This is a genomic window from Allobosea sp., from assembly GCF_035944895.1.
GTDB lineage: Bacteria > Pseudomonadota > Alphaproteobacteria > Rhizobiales > Beijerinckiaceae > Allobosea.
Map to the genome: position 1 here is coordinate 141,774 of NZ_DASZAT010000014.1, position 14,040 is coordinate 155,813.

At 66.9% G+C, this 14,040-nt stretch carries 17 protein-coding genes; 15 read left to right on the plus strand and 2 right to left on the minus strand.

The window, feature by feature from the left end; translation table 11 throughout:
• Nucleotides 1-24 precede the first annotated feature (24 nt).
• The 7 genes from ribH to VGV58_RS26090 all read left to right on the plus strand — a co-directional run bounded on the left by ribH (nt 25) and on the right by VGV58_RS26090 (nt 7,602).
• On the plus strand, nt 25-522 hold the full coding sequence (ribH, locus tag VGV58_RS26060; RefSeq protein ID WP_326876973.1) for a 6,7-dimethyl-8-ribityllumazine synthase: 498 nt from the start codon (nt 25-27) through the stop codon (nt 520-522).
• Nucleotides 519-986, plus strand: a complete 468-nt coding sequence (nusB, locus tag VGV58_RS26065; RefSeq protein ID WP_291675891.1) for a transcription antitermination factor NusB — start codon at nt 519-521, stop codon at nt 984-986. The genes ribH and nusB overlap by 4 nt, the downstream gene beginning before the upstream one ends.
• Before the next feature lie 8 nt (nt 987-994).
• Entirely contained in the window at nt 995-1,990 is a 996-nt protein-coding gene (gene thiL, locus VGV58_RS26070) for a thiamine-phosphate kinase (protein WP_414644123.1), read from the plus strand.
• A 35-nt stretch (nt 1,991-2,025) separates the two neighbouring features.
• Entirely contained in the window at nt 2,026-3,228 is a 1,203-nt protein-coding gene (locus tag VGV58_RS26075) for an MFS transporter (RefSeq protein WP_326876975.1), read from the plus strand.
• A 38-nt stretch (nt 3,229-3,266) separates the two neighbouring features.
• Entirely contained in the window at nt 3,267-4,067 is an 801-nt protein-coding gene (allE, locus tag VGV58_RS26080; protein ID WP_326876976.1) for a (S)-ureidoglycine aminohydrolase, read from the plus strand.
• Between the two features lie 255 nt (nt 4,068-4,322).
• Nucleotides 4,323-6,479 carry a sodium-translocating pyrophosphatase gene (locus VGV58_RS26085; protein ID WP_326876977.1) on the plus strand — a complete coding sequence of 719 codons (2,157 nt, stop codon included), beginning with the start codon at nt 4,323-4,325 and terminating at the stop codon, nt 6,477-6,479.
• Nucleotides 6,480-6,681: 202 nt separating this feature from the next.
• Nucleotides 6,682-7,602: a DMT family transporter gene (locus VGV58_RS26090; RefSeq protein ID WP_326876978.1), complete on the plus strand. Its 921-nt coding sequence runs from the start codon at nt 6,682-6,684 to the stop codon at nt 7,600-7,602.
• A gap of 125 nt (nt 7,603-7,727) precedes the next feature.
• Here VGV58_RS26090 and VGV58_RS26095 read toward each other — a convergent pair whose 3' ends face one another.
• Nucleotides 7,728-8,222 carry an outer membrane protein assembly factor BamE gene (locus VGV58_RS26095; protein ID WP_326876979.1) on the minus strand — a complete coding sequence of 165 codons (495 nt, stop codon included), beginning with the start codon at nt 8,220-8,222 and terminating at the stop codon, nt 7,728-7,730.
• A 174-nt stretch (nt 8,223-8,396) separates the two neighbouring features.
• On the opposite strand from VGV58_RS26095, the gene VGV58_RS26100 reads away from it, so the two are divergent.
• From VGV58_RS26100 to sugE, 7 genes are all read left to right on the plus strand, one after another.
• The gene (locus tag VGV58_RS26100; RefSeq protein WP_326876980.1) at nt 8,397-8,897 is read left to right on the plus strand and encodes a ubiquinol-cytochrome C chaperone family protein; all 501 of its coding nucleotides are present in this window, start codon (nt 8,397-8,399) and stop codon (nt 8,895-8,897) included.
• Complete coding sequence (locus VGV58_RS26105; protein ID WP_326876981.1) at nt 8,894-9,445, plus strand: YceD family protein; 552 nt, start codon at nt 8,894-8,896, stop codon at nt 9,443-9,445. Before VGV58_RS26100 ends, VGV58_RS26105 begins: the two co-directional genes overlap by 4 nt.
• A 112-nt stretch (nt 9,446-9,557) precedes the next feature.
• The gene (gene plsX / locus VGV58_RS26110) at nt 9,558-10,622 is read left to right on the plus strand and encodes a phosphate acyltransferase PlsX (protein ID WP_326876982.1); all 1,065 of its coding nucleotides are present in this window, start codon (nt 9,558-9,560) and stop codon (nt 10,620-10,622) included.
• A gap of 15 nt (nt 10,623-10,637) precedes the next feature.
• Nucleotides 10,638-11,615 (plus strand): beta-ketoacyl-ACP synthase III, encoded by a 978-nt coding sequence (locus VGV58_RS26115; protein WP_326876983.1) that lies wholly within the window; start codon nt 10,638-10,640, stop codon nt 11,613-11,615.
• A gap of 203 nt (nt 11,616-11,818) precedes the next feature.
• The gene (locus VGV58_RS26120; protein ID WP_057192231.1) at nt 11,819-12,133 is read left to right on the plus strand and encodes an integration host factor subunit alpha; all 315 of its coding nucleotides are present in this window, start codon (nt 11,819-11,821) and stop codon (nt 12,131-12,133) included.
• A gap of 35 nt (nt 12,134-12,168) precedes the next feature.
• Nucleotides 12,169-12,735, plus strand: a complete 567-nt coding sequence (locus VGV58_RS26125; protein ID WP_326876984.1) for a MerR family transcriptional regulator — start codon at nt 12,169-12,171, stop codon at nt 12,733-12,735.
• Nucleotides 12,736-12,863: 128 nt separating this feature from the next.
• Nucleotides 12,864-13,178 carry a quaternary ammonium compound efflux SMR transporter SugE gene (sugE, locus tag VGV58_RS26130; RefSeq protein ID WP_326876985.1) on the plus strand — a complete coding sequence of 105 codons (315 nt, stop codon included), beginning with the start codon at nt 12,864-12,866 and terminating at the stop codon, nt 13,176-13,178.
• A gap of 30 nt (nt 13,179-13,208) precedes the next feature.
• Here sugE and VGV58_RS26135 read toward each other — a convergent pair whose 3' ends face one another.
• On the minus strand, nt 13,209-13,379 hold the full coding sequence (locus VGV58_RS26135; RefSeq protein WP_326876986.1) for a hypothetical protein: 171 nt from the start codon (nt 13,377-13,379) through the stop codon (nt 13,209-13,211).
• A 153-nt stretch (nt 13,380-13,532) separates the two neighbouring features.
• Here VGV58_RS26135 and VGV58_RS26140 point away from each other — a divergent pair, with 153 nt between their 5' ends.
• Nucleotides 13,533-14,036: a YciE/YciF ferroxidase family protein gene (locus VGV58_RS26140; RefSeq protein ID WP_326876987.1), complete on the plus strand. Its 504-nt coding sequence runs from the start codon at nt 13,533-13,535 to the stop codon at nt 14,034-14,036.
• The last annotated feature ends 4 nt before the right edge of the window (nt 14,037-14,040 follow it).

Genomic DNA, 14,040 nt, shown 5'->3' on the forward strand with positions numbered 1-14,040 from the left:
CATCTCTTGCATAAGGAAGACGCCATGGCCGGATCCCGGCAATCTTCGGCTGCCTCAGCCGCTCCGCTCGACGATGCCCGCGTGCTCGTGGTCGAGGCCCGTTTCTATGATGGCCTGGCCGACGAACTGCTCGCCGGCGCGACCGCCGTGCTCGAGAAGGCCGGTTGCCGCGTCGACGTCGTCACCGTTCCCGGCGCGCTCGAAATCCCCTCCGCCATCGTCATCGGCCTGCGCGCCGCCGACGAGGCGGTCGACCCCTATGAGGCCGTCGTCGCGCTCGGCACCGTCATCCGTGGCGAGACCGGCCATTACGACATCGTCGCCGGCGAGAGCTCGCGCGCGCTGATGGACCTTACGGTCGCCTTCGCGCTGCCGCTCGGCAACGGCATCCTCACCGTCGAGAACGAGGCGCAGGCCTGGGCCCGCGCCAACCGCAGCGAGATGGACAAGGGCGGCGGCGCGGCGGAAGCTGCGCTCGCGGTGCTGCGTTACAAGCGCTCGCTGGCGGAGGAGTCGAAATGAGCCGATCCGAGATGCGCCGCGGCGCCCGGCTGTCGGCCGTCCAGGCGCTCTACGAGATGGAGGTCGGTGGCCGCGGCGTGGTCGAGGCCATGGCCGAGTTCGAGGCTTTCTGGATCGGCAAGGAAGTCGAGGATATCGAGCTCCCCAAGGCCGAGATTGCCTTCTTCCGGGATCTGCTCGGCGGCGTCGTCCGCGAGCAGCGCCTGGTCGATCGCTCGGTTGACGATCTCCTCGCCTCCGGCTGGCCGCTGAAGCGCGTCGAGGCGGTGGTCCGCGCCATCTTGCGCGCTGGCGCCTATGAGCTCGCCTTCCGCAAGGACGTGCCGGCCCGTGCCGTGATCTCGGAATATGTCGCGGTCGCCCGTTCCTTCTACGAGGGCGACGAGGTCGGCATGGTCAATGCGGTGCTCGACAGGATGGCCCGCGACGTCCGCGCCGAGGAATTCGACGCGCCGGCGGCGTGAGCGGCACCGTGGCCGGAACCCAGCCTCCCGGCGAATTCGAGCTGATCGCCCGCTATTTCGCACCGATCGCCGGCCGCGCCGGGCTTGGCCTCATCGACGATGCTGCCCTGCTACGCCCGGCGCGCGGCTATGAGCTCGTCGTCACGGCCGATGCGCTCGTCGCCGGCGTGCATTTCTTCGCCGACGACCCGCCGGCTTCGATCGGGCGCAAGGCGCTGGGCGTCAATCTCTCGGATCTCGCCGCGAAGGGTGCCAGGCCCGACGGCTTCGTCCTGACGCTCGCTTTGCCGAAGGGCTGGACCGAGGGCTGGCTCGCGGGCTTCGCCGAGGGGCTCGGCGCCATGGCGGGCGAGGGCGGCTGCCCGCTGATCGGCGGTGACACCGTCTCGACGCCCGGCCCGCTGACCCTCTCGATCACCGCCTTCGGCAGCGTGCCCGCCGGCCGCATGGTGCTGCGCTCCAGCGCCAAGCCGGGCGACATCGTCGCCGTCACCGGCACGATCGGCGATGGCGCGCTCGGGCTGAAGGCGCATGGGCCGGATCGCCCCGCCTGGGTCGGCAAGCTCCCGGAGGCCGACCGCGCCTTCCTTGCCGACCGCTATCTGCACCCGCAGCCGCGAGTTGCGCTCGCTGCCGCCCTGCAGACCCATGCCACGGCCGCGATGGACGTCTCCGATGGGCTGGTCGGCGACCTCGCCAAGCTGCTGGCGGCCTCGAAGGCGGGCGCCGAGATCGACCTCGACGCGGTCCCACTCTCGCCCGCGGCCCGCTCTGCCGTCATGGCCGATCCCGCACTGGCGGAACTGGCCTGGACTGGCGGTGACGACTACGAAATTCTCTGTACGATCCCAGAAGGAGAATTTCCTTCTATGGTTGCTGCCGCCGAGGCGGCGGGGCTCAGCCTCGCCCGCATCGGGCGCGTCACCGCCGAGGCGGGGAGCGTGCGCTATACCGAAGCGGGCCGGCCGCGAACCTTCGCACGCGGCTCCTTCGCTCATTTCTGACGGCGGCCGGGCGGCCGCGAGGGGCGGCGGCTGCGATGAACCAGCATGTTCCGGTGATGGATGGCGACACGCTTGCCAAACGCAATGCGCTGGTGCTCGCCGGTGCCCAGGCGCTGGGCGGCGCGAGCCCCGCGATCGTGATCTCGCTCGGTGGCATCGTCGGCTCGCAACTGGTCGCGAACCAGGCCTTTGCCACCGTCCCGGTCAGCCTGATGCAGCTCGGGCTCGCCACCGGCGTCATTCCGGCGGCGTTCCTGATGCGCCGGCTCGGTCGCCGCAACGGCTATGTCATCGGCGCGCTGATCGGCGCTGTCGGCGCCAGCGTCGCCGCTGCCGGTGCGGCCGAGCGCCTGTTCTGGCTGTTCTGCCTGGGCACCTTCCTGTGCGGGCTCTACAGTTCCTATGTCCAGAGCTATCGCTTTGCTGCCGCCGATACCGCGAGCGAGGCTTTCAGGCCGCGCGCCATCTCCTGGGTGATGATCGGCGGATTGCTGGCGGGGGTGATCGGGCCGCAATCGGTCTATTGGACGCGCGACCTGACGCCGGCCGCGCCCTTTGCCGCGAGCTTCCTGGCGCAAGGCGTGCTCGCCCTTCTCGCCATCGGCGTCGTGCTGGCGCTGCGTGCGCCGCCGCTGAAGGAAACGAAGTCCGGTGGCGGCCGGCCGCTTCTCGAGATCATGCGTCAGCCCAGGTTCATCGCCTCGGTGATCGCGGCGCTCGTCGCCTACGGGCTGATGAGCTTCGTCATGACCGCCGCGCCGATCGCGATGGTCGCCTGCGGCCATAGCGTCGGCGACGCGGCGCTCGGCATCCAGTGGCATGTGCTCGCCATGTATGGGCCAAGCTTCCTCACCGGCCGCCTGATCGCCCGCTTCGGCAAGGAGAAGGTCACGGCCGCCGGCCTCCTGCTGACTGCGGTCGCGGCGATCGTCGGACTCTCCGGCCTCAGCGTCGCGCATTTCTGGATTGCGCTCATCCTGCTCGGAATCGGCTGGAATTTCGGCTTCATCGGCGCGACCGCGCTGGTCACCGACTGCTACCGGCCGGAGGAGCGGGTCAAGGTCCAGGCCGCCAACGACTTCCTTGTCTTCGGCTCGGTCGCGATCGCTTCCTTCTCCTCCGGCGGACTGCTCAGCGCCGGCGGCTGGACCAGCGTCAACTGGCTGGTCTTCCCGCCTGTCGCGATCGCGCTGGTGCTGGTCGCCTGGCAGGGCTTGCAGAGGCGCGTGGCGGCGTGATCCTTGCGAGGTAGCCCGCCCCGAGCAGGAGACCTCGCATGCGCCCCCACCAGCTTCCCCAGTTTGCCGGCCGCCCTGCTGCGGGTGCGATCGGCCATAATCGCGGCGTCGTGCAGCGGAACTACGCCTTCATGCCGCCGGAGGGCGTGCTGGTCAGCCGGCTGCCGCATTTCGAGAAGACCATTGCGCGCATGCTCGCCGCGCCAGTGCTTGGCGCCCGGTTCGCGCAATATGTGCTCGAGATCGAGCCCGGCGGCGGCACGAAGGTGCCTTTCGCGGAGGAGGGTGTCCAGCACTTCTATTACGGCCTGTCCGGTGAGGCGACGTTCGCCATCGACGGCTCGGCGAGCGGCTCCTTCCACCCTGGCAGCTTCGCCTATGTCCCGGGCGGGACGCGGTTCTCGTTGCGCAATGACAGTGGCGCACCGGTCCGCGTGCTCGGCCTGCGCAAGCGCTACGAGCCGGCGCCCGGCTTCGCTGTGCCCGAGCCGATCCTGTCGCATCGCGACGCGGTACCGCTGACCAATCATACCGGCATGCAAGGGCGCGGCTTCCAGTTCCTGCTGCCCTACGGCGACATGCGCTTCGATTTCGAGATGAACCTGATGTGGTTCAAGCCCGGCGCGTTTTTCCCTGATGTCGAGACGCATGTGATGGAGCACGGTCTCTACATGCTGGAAGGGCAGGGGCTCTATTTGCTTGGGCAGGACTGGCACGAGATCTGGGCCGAGGACTTCATCTGGATGGGCGGCTACTGCCCGCAGCAATTCTATCCGACCGGCTTCGGCGACGCCTGCTATCTGCTCTACAAGAACGTCAATCGCGACGTCGCGCTTTAGAGCCTCTCTCAAAAGGCTGCGGCCAGTCGGCTGGCCGATGCGCTGCGGCCTGACATTCTCCTAAAATTGTCAGCCGCCCCGTTTGCGATTCTGGCGGAAACTGGGCAACAATCCGATCCGACACTGGTGATCGGCGCTGCAGGCCTGATTCTTTGTTAGGCCGACGGCGCCGTTCCTTGCGTTCAAAGAACCGGAAAACCGGCTCCGTCGGGGTGTCCTGCCCCGGATGACGAAATCTCAGGGATAGGAAATTCGATGTCGGCCTTGCTCATCATCATTGTCTTGAGTGCGTTATCGATCGTCTACGGCTTATGGGCCTATGGCGACGTGATGAAACGCGATGCCGGCAACCAGCGCATGCAGGAGATTTCCGGCGCGGTGGCAGAGGGCGCGCAGGCTTATCTCAAGCGCCAGTACGTCACTATCGCCATGGTCGGCGTGGTGCTCTTCATCGGCCTGACCTGGCTGCTCGGCGCCTATGTCGGCATCGGCTTCCTGATCGGCGCCGTGCTCTCGGGCGTCGCCGGCTTCATCGGCATGAACGTCTCGGTCCGCTCGAATGTGCGCACCGCGCAGGCGGCGATGCAGTCGCTCGGCGACGGTCTCGACGTCGCGTTCAAGGCGGGCGCGGTCACCGGCATGCTGGTCGCCGGCCTCGCTCTGCTCGGCGTCGCCTGCTATTACGGCTTCCTCACCGGCATGAAGGGCTTCGAACCCTCCAGCCGCACCGTCATCGACTCGCTCGTGGCGCTCGGCTTCGGCGCTTCGCTGATCTCGATCTTCGCCCGCCTCGGCGGCGGCATCTTCACCAAGGGCGCCGATGTCGGCGCCGACCTCGTCGGCAAGGTCGAGGCCGGCATTCCCGAGGACGATCCGCGCAACCCGGCGACGATCGCCGACAATGTCGGCGACAATGTCGGCGACTGCGCCGGCATGGCCGCCGACCTGTTCGAGACCTATGCGGTGACGCTGGTCGCGACCATGGTGCTCTCCGCGATCTTCTTCGCTGGCCAGCCCGTGCTCGGCGCGATGATGCTCTATCCGATGGCGATCGGCGCGGCCTGCGTCGTCACCTCGATCATCGGCACCTTCTTCGTCAAGCTCGGCTCCAACCAGTCGATCATGGGCGCGCTCTACAAGGGCTTCATCGCCGCCGGCGTGCTCTCTGTTGGTGCGATCGCCGCGGTCAACTACCTGATGTTCGGCGGCTTCGCCGCCTCGTTCACCACGGTGCAGGGCGTGACCTTCACCTCGGGCGGCCTGTTCGGTTGCGCGCTGGTGGGCCTCGCGGTGACGCTGCTGATCGTCGTCATCACCGAGTATTACACCGGCACGGGCAAGCGCCCGGTCGTCTCGATCGCCCAGGCCTCGGTCACCGGCCACGGCACCAACGTCATCCAGGGCCTCGCGGTCTCCCTGGAATCGACCGCGCTGCCGACCATCGTGATCATCGCCGGCATCATCGTCTCCTACGGCCTCGCCGGCCTGTTCGGCATCGCCATCGCCACCACCGCCATGCTGGCGCTGGCCGGCGTCGTGGTGGCGCTCGACGCCTTCGGCCCGGTCACGGACAATGCCGGTGGCATTGCTGAGATGGCAGGCCTGCCCAAGGAGGTCCGCCACTCCACCGACGCGCTCGACGCGGTCGGCAACACCACCAAGGCGATCACCAAGGGCTACGCGATCGGCTCCGCCGGCCTCGGTGCGCTGGTGCTCTTCGCTGCTTATACCTCGGACCTCAACTTCTTCGTCGCCGAGGCCAACAAGGCGGGCTCGAGCACCTTCCAGTACTTCAAGGGCGTCACCGTCGACTTCACCCTGTCGAACCCCTATGTCGTCGTCGGGCTGCTGCTTGGCGGCCTCATCCCCTTCCTGTTCGGCGGCATGGGCATGACCGCTGTCGGCAAGGCGGCGGGCTCGGTGGTCGAGGAGGTGCGCCGTCAGTTCAGGGAGAAACCGGGCATCATGCAAGGTACGGATCGGCCGGACTATGCCCGCGCCGTCGACCTGCTGACCAAGGCGGCGATCAAGGAAATGGTGCTGCCTTCGCTGCTGCCGGTGCTGGCCCCGGTCGTGACCTTCTTCGTCATCAACGCCATCGCCGGCAAGAACCAGGCCTTCGCCGCGGTCGGCGCCATGCTGATGGGTGTGATCGTCACCGGCATCTTCGTCGCCATCTCGATGACCTCGGGCGGCGGCGCCTGGGACAACGCCAAGAAGAGCTTCGAGGACGGCTTCGTCGACAAGGACGGCGTGCGCCATCTCAAGGGCTCCGAGGCGCACAAGGCCTCGGTCACCGGCGACACCGTCGGCGACCCCTACAAGGACACGGCGGGCCCCGCCGTGAATCCCGCGATCAAGATCACCAACATCATCGCGCTGCTGCTGCTCGCCATCCTGGCGCATAGCTGAGCTGCAGATCGCCTGAACAGAAGCTGGCCCCGCGGAGCGATCCGCGGGGTTTTCTTTTGAAACACAAGGGCTTGAACGCGGCGGCGGAATCAGGCCGCGAAGCGGTTGAATCAGTCTGCGAGGCTACGGCCGGGGCCGTAGCATTCCGGCACGACGGAGCGGCCTTCGCCTGTCATGGTCCCGGCCATCCAAGGAGGACCCGATGACCGCCCCAGCCGCTTCCGCCACCGCACGATCCGGGCACCTGACCAACCTGGCCTCGCTGCTCCTGCTGGCGACGCTCTGGGGCGCCTCCTACAGCTTCATCAAGCTCGGCGTGGAGACGATCCCGCCGCTCACGCTGATTGCAGCGCGCACGCTGATCGCCGGCGCGCTCCTCCTCGTCATCATCCGCTGGCGTGGCCTCAGCCTGCCACGTGATCCCGTCATCTGGCGGCGCTTCCTGATCCAGGCCTGCCTCAACAGCGCCGTGCCGTTCACGTTGATCGCCTGGGCCGAGACCAGCGTCGATGCCGGCCTGGCTGCGATCCTCAATGCCGGCTCGCCGATCTTCGCCTTCCTGCTCAGCCTGCTGCTCTTCCGCACCGAGGCTGCCGCGGGCCGGAAGCTGTTCGGCGTCGCCGCCGGCATGCTCGGCGTCTGCCTGATCATCGGCATGGAAGCGCTCTCGGGCTTCGGCCGCGAACTCTGGGCCCAGCTCGCTTTGGTGGCCGCAGCGGCCTGCTATGGCGGTGCGGCCCTGTTCGGCCGCAATTTCAAGGGACTCGACCCGATCATGCCCGCCTGTGGCTCGCTGATCTGCGGCGCCGTGATCCTGATCCCTTTCAGCCTTCTGATCGACCGGCCCTGGACGCTCTCGCCCTCCGCCACATCGATCCAGGCGCTGCTGGCGCTGTCGGTGTTCTCGACCGCGCTCGCCTTCATCCTCTATTTCCGGCTGATCGACCGGATCGGCACGGTCGGGACGACCTCGGTCGCCTATCTGCGCGTGCCCACCGGGGTCGCACTGGGTGTCCTCTTCCTCGGCGAGCGCCTGAGCCCGACGGCCTGGATCGGGCTCGCCATGGTCATTGTCGGGGTGTTTGCGATGACGCTGCCGGACCGGAAGCCGAAGGGCGGCTAGAGCATCGGCTTGGCGAAACCGGAGCCACGAATCATCCGCTGTCACAGTGAACGCGGAGACTTGGACAAAGAAAAAGCCCTGCGGCGCCGCCGCAGGGCTTTTGCGTCATGAATGGCGAGACGGGTTCAGGCGCCGAACGGCGTGAACTTGGTGACGCCCTTGAACAGGTTGCGCAGGAAGCTCTGCTCCTCGCCGCCGGTCGAAGTGGTGCGGCTGATGAAGTCGAAGATCACGCCGTCCTGCAGGCCGTAATTGGCGACGCGCTCGACCTTGAAGCCCTTGTTGAAATAGATCACCAGCACCTTCTGGTCGATGACGGCGAAGTCCTGGAACTGGAAGCGGCGGCGCACTGTCTGGCTGATATAGTAGAAGGTGCGGTTGCCGACGGTCGATGTCGTCGAGGGCGTGCCGAGCGTGGTCAGCACCGTCTGCACGTCCATGCCGGGCTTCACCTTGGCGATCAGCTCGTCGTCCATGACGAAGCCGCGGGTGAACTCCTCGTTGAGGCCGGCCGAGGTCGGCGTGCGGAAGCCGAGATTGGTGGCGGAGCCACAGCCAGCCAGCGGCAGCGCGGCGGCCAGCGAGCCGATCAGGACGGTACGGCGGGTCGGAGCAGTCATGCGTGGCGGATCCGAAGGGGAGGCGCGCGGAGCTGCCGCGCTTGTCAGGGTGGGTGCGATTGGCGTAACGCCCGAGCATGGCTTTGGCAAGGCAAGTCACTTTTTAGGCAAGTGAGTTGAGAAAGGCGGGGTAGGGCTGTGATCTTCGGCCTGTTCGGCAGGAAGCGGGCGCGCATGGCGCCGGTCAACACGTTGCTGGAGCGCATCGTCGGCGCCTCGCGTGAGCCGGCCCTGTATCTGCAAGGCCGTGTGCCCGATGATTTCGAGGGGCGTTTCGAGGCGTTGACGCTGCATCTCTTCCTGATGCTGCGGCGCTTGCGCGACTTGCCGGCCCCGGCGGCCGACGTGGCGCAGGACCTGGTCGACGCCAGCTTCGCCTATCTCGAGCTTGGTTTCCGGCAGGGCGGCATCAGCGATGTCGCCGTGCCGAAGCGGATGAAGAAGATCGGCCGCAGTTTCTATGGTCGGCTCAGCGGCTATGAGGAGGCGCTTGCCGCGGGGGAGCCTGGTGCCTTCGAAGCCGCGCTCGCCCGCAACATCGCCCCGCAGATCGATGCGCCGGCGCTCGCCCGCCATGTCAGGGCCGGGGCGGCCGTCTTGGCCACGCGCTCGCTCGACGATATCCTTGCCGCCGACCCGTTGTTCCCGCCTTTCTCAGGCAGTCTCGAAGCATGACCGTTTCCCCTCAGGACAAGTTGCCCCTTCATCATCCGATTCGCGTCGAGAGCATCACCTTGCGGCCGGTTCCGGTCGAGGTCGCGCCGGAGCAGGGCGATCTTGCTGCGATCGCGACTTATCTCGGCGTCGCCTCGGTCGAGGCGCTGAAGGCGGGGTACTCGCTCTCGCGCAATGGCGAACGGCTCAAGCTCGAGGGCATGATCAAGGCGAGGCTGCACCAGAATTGCGTCGTCACTCTCGATGCCTTCCCGGTCGAGCTCAACGTGCCGATCAAGCTCGATTTCGCGCCGGAGGCCGAGATCGCCGCCATGGCGAAGCCGTCCGAGGACGACGAAATCGACATTGAGGTGCTGCTCAACGAGGAGGAGCCGCCGGAGCCGATCGTCGACGGCATGATCGATCTGGGGGTGGTCACGCTCGAATTCCTGGCGCTGTCGCTCGATCCCTATCCGCGCAAGCCCGGCGTGGCGTTCAGCGAGCCGGCCCCCGAGACGCCGGCCGAATCGCCTTTCGCCGCCCTGTTGCAGCTGAAGCGCGAGCAATGATCGGCAGAAACCTCCGCGCTTTCCCTTGCGGCGAGCGGCCAACCCGCTATTGTCCGCCGCCCGCCCGGCCGCCTGGCAAGGGGGCGCAGCCCCTGGAATCGATCACCACCGCATGACACGCCCGGTTACAATCGCGCTAGACGCCATGGGCGGGGATCACGGCCCGTCCGTGGTCATCCCGGGCGCTGCGCTCACGCTCGAACGTCGCCCGGATGCGAAATTCGTGATCTTCGGCAACGAGGCCGAGGTCGTGCCGCTGCTCGATGCGCATGCGCAGCTCAAGGCCGTCACCACCTTCCATCACACCGAGGTCTCGGTGAAGATGGACGACAAGCCGAGCCAGGCCCTGCGCTATGGCCGCTACAAGTCGTCGATGTGGCGCGCCATCGATGCCACCAAGACCGGTGAGGCCGACGTCACCATCTCGGCCGGCAACACCGGCGCGCTGATGGCGATGTCGAGGTTCTGCCTGAAGTCGATGCCGCAGGTCGACCGGCCGGCGCTTGCCGGCCTGTGGCCAACGGCGCGCGGCGAGAGCATCGTGCTCGATCTCGGCGCGACCATCGGCGCCGACGCCCAGCATCTGGTCGATCTTGCCGTGATGGGCGCGGCCATGGCCCGCGTCGTCTTCGATCTCGACCGGCCGAGCGTCGGCCTGCTCAATATCGGCGTCGAGGAGATCAAGGGCGTCGAGGCGATCAAGGAGGCCGGCCGCATCCTGCGCGAGAGCAACCTGCCGCATTTCGATTATCACGGCTTCGTCGAGGGCGATGATCTCGGCAAGGGTACGGTCGACGTCGTCGTCACCGAGGGCTTTACCGGCAACATCGCCCTGAAGACGGCCGAAGGCACGGCCAAGCAGATCGGCGAATACCTGCGCGCCGCGATGGGCCGTTCGCTGATGTCGAAAATCGGCTATCTTTTCGCCCGCGGCGCCTTCGCCGCGCTGAAGGAGAAGATGGACCCGCGCAAGGCCAATGGCGGCGTCTTTCTTGGCCTGGAAGGCATCGTGATCAAGAGCCATGGCGGCACGGATGCCATCGGGTTCGCCAGCGCGACCGAACTCGGCTACGAGATGGTGCGCGAGAATCTGATGGCGAAGGTACGCGAGATGGTCGCCGCGACGGCGCGGCCCAGCGCGGCATCGGCAAGCCCACAAGTCGCCGCCGGCGAGTAGGGAAGAGAAACGTCCTTGTCCAGAATGCGATCCGTCCTGCGCGGCTGCGGCTCCTATCTGCCGGCGCGCATCATGACCAACGCCGAGTTGGCTGAGAAGGTCGACACCAGCGACGAGTGGATCGTCCAGCGCACCGGCATCCATGCCCGCCACATCGCGGCCGACGACGAGCCCACCAGCACGCTCGGCCTGAAGGCTGCACAGGCCGCGCTTGCCGACGCCGGCATCCCGGCAAGCGAGGTCGACCTCATCATCGTCGCGACCGCGACGCCCGACCACACTTTCCCGGCGACCGCGACCCAGATTCAGGCCGCGCTCGGCATCACGCAAGGCGCCGCCTTCGACCTGCAGGCCGTCTGCTCCGGCTTCGTCTTCGCACTCGCCACCGCCGACAAGTTCCTGACCAGCGGTGCGGCCAGGACCGCCATCGTCATCGGCGCCGAGACCTTTTCACGCATTCTCGACTGGGAAGACCGCGCCACCTGCGTGCTGTTCGGCGACGGCGCCGGCGCCGTCGTGCTGCAGGCGGAGGAGGGCGCCGGCACGCTCGCCGATCGCGGCGTGCTGACGACCCATGTCCGCTCCGACGGCCGTTACATGAACAAGCTCTATGTCGACGGCGGGCCGGGCTCGACCAAGACCGTGGGCTTTCTGCGCATGGAGGGCCGCGAGGTCTTCAAGCATGCCGTGGTCAACCTCGCCGACACCGTGCGCCACACCTTCGAGGAGACGGGGCTCAGCGGCGCCGACATCGACTGGTTCGTGCCGCATCAAGCCAACCGCCGCATCATCGACGCCACCGCTCATAAGCTCGGCATCAGCGAGGACCGTGTCGTCGTTACGGTCGGGCAGCACGGCAACACCTCGGCGGCCTCGATTCCGCTCGCTTTGGCGCAGGCCCATATGGACGGGCGGATCAAGCCCGGCCAGCTCGTCCTGATCGAGGCGATGGGTGGCGGCTTCACCTGGGGGTCGGCGCTGATCCGCTGGTAGTGGCCAGGTTGGGCCGCCCAAGCTAAGCACTTTGGATTTATGACATTTTCTTAGCGGTCGTCAGCGCGGATTTTCCGCGTTTTTCAACCTGTGCGGGTGTGTCGAGGATTGACCGTAGTCGCCTCGCCGCCTAGCGTCCGCCTCCGGTGGGGCGATGGTTGACTAGGGACGCCGCTATTTGAAGAAACGCCTTGGAGGAATTGATGGCGGGGCAAACGATTACGCGGGCTGATCTGTGCGAGGCCGTCTATCAGAAGATCGGCCTGTCGCGGACAGAGTCGTCCAAGCTGGTCGAAGCGGTGCTGGACGAGATCTGCGATGCGGTGGCGCGTGGGGAAAACGTCAAATTGTCCTCCTTCGGCTCGTTCGTCGTGCGAGACAAAGGCGAGCGAATCGGGCGTAATCCAAAAACCGGCGTCGAAGTGCCGATCGAGCCGCGTCGCGTGATGGTGTTCAAGCCGTCCAATGTGATGAAGGCGCGGATCAACGGATTGAACGGCGTGGGTGAGGAAGAGTGACTCTGGAGTTCCACGGCAGCGGATTCGAGGCCGAATTGGATAACAAGAGCCCAGACGCATTCAGGACCATCAGCGAGGTCGCCGAAGACCTCGACATTCCCCAGCACGTCCTGCGTTTCTGGGAAACGCGCTTCTCCCAGATCAAGCCGCTGAAGCGCGGCGGCGGCCGGCGCTATTACCGGCCTGACGATGTCGCCCTGCTCAAGGGCATCCGCCGCCTGCTCTACGGCGAGGGCTACACCATCAAGGGCCTGCAGCGCATCCTGAAGGAGCAGGGGCCACGTTACGTCCAGGCGATCGGCCGCGGCGGCGAGATCGTCGGCAGCAACGCGCCCACCCAGCCATCTGCGGTCGCCCACATGGCACCGCCGCCGGGCGAGGCGATGCCGGCGGCCCAGCCGGCGCAGCATCACCAGCCTGCCCCAGCCATGGAGCCGGGTTTTGCAGCGAAGGCGCTGCTCTCCTCCTTGCCCCGCGCGGCCCAGCCGCTGGTCGGCGCCGATGATCTCGCCTTCCTGAAAGCGACGCTCTCCGAGCTGATCGAATGCCGCCGTCTGCTGCACGGCGCCCTTGCCGGCGCGACCGTTGGCGAGGACGGTTGAGCGCGCCTGCGCTTGAATCGTCGCGCTCCGCTCGCTAGATCAGCCAGCGAGGACGACCTCCGCGGGTCTTTGCCCTGCGTTTCCCAATAGGCGTGGACGACCCCGCCCTTCCCATAAGGAGGGCCGCCATGGCCTGGACCTATCTCTTCTTCGCCGGCCTGTTCGAAATCGGCTGGGCCATCGGCCTGAAATACACGCATGGTTTCAGCCGGCTCGCTCCGACGCTGCTGACGGTCGCCAGCATGGGAGTGAGCCTCGGGCTTCTCGGCCTCGCCTTGAAGAGCCTGCCGCTCGGCACCGCCTATGCGATCTGGACCGGCATCGGCACGATCGGCACGGCCATCCTCGGCATCATCCTGTTCGGCGAGCCGGCGACGGCGCTGCGCCTCGCCTGCATCGGCCTGATCGTTGCCGGCATCGTCGGGTTGAAGCTGGTGTCCTGAACGAACCTCGTAAGCCTGACCGGCGGCGCCTCAGCGCCGCCGGAACGCCTCCGGCCAGAGGCCGTTGCGTTCGAGCAGGACGACCACGACGATGACGGCGAGCGTGGCGACGATCGTCACCAGCTTGGCGTCCCAGGGCACGCCGCGGCCGATCAGCCAGATCAGCGCCAGGCCCGCGATGAGGGGGATGAGCAGCTCCATATCGGCAGCCTAGCGTAGATGTCCGCGGGCTGCATCCGCCATCGCACATGCCCGGAACAGTTTGCGGCGGCACACGTTGCAGCGACAGGGAGGCACGCCGCCCGCGCAGGCTGCGTCGGTACTCATCCAGGCAAACGCGAACAGGAGGAAGGCATGGGCCTGTTTTCCAAGGACATCAAGACGATGGACGATCTCTTCGTGCATCAGCTCCAGGATATCTACTACGCCGAGAACCAGATCAGGAAGGCGCTCCCGACCATGATCGAGAAGGCGACCGACGCGCAGCTGCGCAACGGCCTCCAGGCCCATCTCGGTGAGACCGAGGGCCATATCCGCCGGCTTGAGCAGGTCTTCCAGCAGCATGGGGTCGAGGCCAAGGGCGTCGACTGCCCGGCGATCGACGGCATCCTCGAAGAGGCCGACGAGGTGACGGGCGAGGTTGATGACAAGCAGGTCCTGGATGCGGCAATCATCGCGGCGGCGCAGGCCGTCGAGCACTACGAGATCACGCGCTACGGCACGCTGACCGCCTGGGCCAAGCAGCTCGGTCGCGAGGATTGCGCTGCGCTGCTGCAGCAGAATCTCGACGAGGAGCATGCCGCCGACAGCAAGCTGACCAAGCTGGCGGAATCCGGTATCAACCGTCAGGCGGCCTGACGCT

Coding starts and splice junctions, on each gene's coding strand:
- plsX (WP_326876982.1), top strand. CDS start 9,558: ATGACACGCCCGGTTACAATCGCGCTAGACGCCATGGGCGGGGATCAC.
- VGV58_RS26090 (WP_326876978.1), top strand. CDS start 6,682: ATGACCGCCCCAGCCGCTTCCGCCACCGCACGATCCGGGCACCTGACC.
- VGV58_RS26105 (WP_326876981.1), top strand. CDS start 8,894: ATGACCGTTTCCCCTCAGGACAAGTTGCCCCTTCATCATCCGATTCGC.
- VGV58_RS26095 (WP_326876979.1), bottom strand. CDS start 8,222: ATGACTGCTCCGACCCGCCGTACCGTCCTGATCGGCTCGCTGGCCGCC.
- VGV58_RS26135 (WP_326876986.1), bottom strand. CDS start 13,379: ATGGAGCTGCTCATCCCCCTCATCGCGGGCCTGGCGCTGATCTGGCTG.
- VGV58_RS26120 (WP_057192231.1), top strand. CDS start 11,819: ATGGCGGGGCAAACGATTACGCGGGCTGATCTGTGCGAGGCCGTCTAT.
- allE (WP_326876976.1), top strand. CDS start 3,267: ATGCGCCCCCACCAGCTTCCCCAGTTTGCCGGCCGCCCTGCTGCGGGT.
- VGV58_RS26100 (WP_326876980.1), top strand. CDS start 8,397: ATGGCGCCGGTCAACACGTTGCTGGAGCGCATCGTCGGCGCCTCGCGT.
- VGV58_RS26075 (WP_326876975.1), top strand. CDS start 2,026: ATGAACCAGCATGTTCCGGTGATGGATGGCGACACGCTTGCCAAACGC.
- sugE (WP_326876985.1), top strand. CDS start 12,864: ATGGCCTGGACCTATCTCTTCTTCGCCGGCCTGTTCGAAATCGGCTGG.
- nusB (WP_291675891.1), top strand. CDS start 519: ATGAGCCGATCCGAGATGCGCCGCGGCGCCCGGCTGTCGGCCGTCCAG.
- VGV58_RS26085 (WP_326876977.1), top strand. CDS start 4,323: ATGTCGGCCTTGCTCATCATCATTGTCTTGAGTGCGTTATCGATCGTC.
- VGV58_RS26140 (WP_326876987.1), top strand. CDS start 13,533: ATGGGCCTGTTTTCCAAGGACATCAAGACGATGGACGATCTCTTCGTG.
- ribH (WP_326876973.1), top strand. CDS start 25: ATGGCCGGATCCCGGCAATCTTCGGCTGCCTCAGCCGCTCCGCTCGAC.